This is a genomic window from uncultured Duncaniella sp., assembly GCF_910578445.1.
Lineage (GTDB): Bacteria > Bacteroidota > Bacteroidia > Bacteroidales > Muribaculaceae > Duncaniella.
Genome location: NZ_CAJTQC010000005.1, coordinates 1 through 1,503, shown reverse-complemented (window position 1 = coordinate 1,503; position 1,503 = coordinate 1). Strand labels below are relative to the sequence as shown.

The window sequence follows — 1,503 nt, the reverse complement described above, 5'->3', positions numbered from 1 at the left end:
TCTATGACTCTTCATTTCAGTCACATAGCACGCTATGCTCCTTCAATTCAGAGCCATATCCATCTCAAAACTTTCGCTCAGATTTTAACTATTGTTATTAAACGCCCTCTAAATCAATAGGCTTATTTAGCGATTATACGATAGAAAATAACAGATGTCTATTCGGAATCAATAATATAAATTTTTAATCTACATGTGTGATTTATGACGTTTAAACTTTACATTTGCAAGAAGATGAACAGTCGTGGAAATGTTGAAATATCCCTGCGTTTCCGTCATGGAAAAGTTGATCAGCAGTCATGTACAAATCTTTGGATAAAACCGATGTTTGTGGTTAAAAAGGATTGTAGTGATGAGGAAGGGAATGACTCATCGGGCTATGTGCTGAAAATGCCTGACGATGGAATGAGCCCGGGGGATGTCACCGACTACAGGCAGACTGTCGATTCGCTCGCAAGGCTAAAGGCTTACATCGAGGACCGGTTTTGCATGATGCGTCGCCACACGATAGAAGCCGGATGGCTTGCGGAAACCATAGAACGTTTCCATGCCGATGAAATCCCGCGTCTTGAGGAGGAGCGCACAGAAGTACTCGGGCTTATTGACGCGTATATTGAAATAACGTCAGTGATGGATTCGTCAGAGAGCCGGGCCGAGGCCTATGCGCTGATGCGCAGGTCGCTTGCGCGCTACGAGGCCCATCGTCGGCTTAGGTTTCCGCGTTTCAGACTGCTGACAGGGAGGATGAACGAATCATGTCTGCGCGACATTGAGAAGTTTATGCGTAAGGAGCATCAGCTTGTGAGGAAATACCCGCAGATTTCCCATGGCATCGGGCTGGATGGCCGGACTCGGCCGAAAGGACCAAACACGATAAATGACCGGATGAAACTTCTGAAGGCTGTGATGACATGGGGAGTGAAGACGAGACGGATTCCCAGCAATCCGTTTGACACTTTCGTGAGCGGACAGAATGTCTACGGGACTCCTGTCTATCTCACTCTTGATGAACGGAGAAAGGTGGAGCTTTATGATTTTTCTGACGATCCGCGTCTTGCGCTTCAGCGTGACATATTCATTTTCCAGTGTTGTGTCGGATGCCGTGTGTCTGACCTGATGCTGCTGACCACAGGCAATGTTGTCGACGGGGAGTTGAACTACGTGGCAAGAAAGACCCGCGAGGGGAGACCGGTGACAATAAAAGTACCGCTTAACCGGACGGCCAAAATAATCCTTGAACGCTATGCCGACCATGAGAGGAACACGCTTTTTCCTGCCGTTTATTCACGCATGGGCTACAACCGTGTGATAAAGGAGATACTCCGCCGTGTCGGCATCACGCGTAAAGTGGTTGTCATAGACCCTCTTACACGCGAGGCTGTGTGTCGGCGGCTTTACGAGGTGGCAAGCTCCCACATGGCCCGACGGACTTTCATCGGCAATATATTTAACGTGAGTTCGATATAAGCAATAGACCATTCACCAATAAAACAATCAGCCATT

Annotated in this window: 1 protein-coding gene; it reads left to right on the top strand. The window is 47.8% G+C overall.

Translation table 11 applies throughout. The features are described 5' to 3' along the window. Positions 1 to 204 precede the first annotated feature (204 nt). Positions 205 to 1,467, top strand: coding sequence for a hypothetical protein (locus QZ311_RS03805; protein ID WP_297064145.1), 1,263 nt, complete (start codon positions 205 to 207; stop codon positions 1,465 to 1,467). Positions 1,468 to 1,503: the final 36 nt, after the last annotated feature.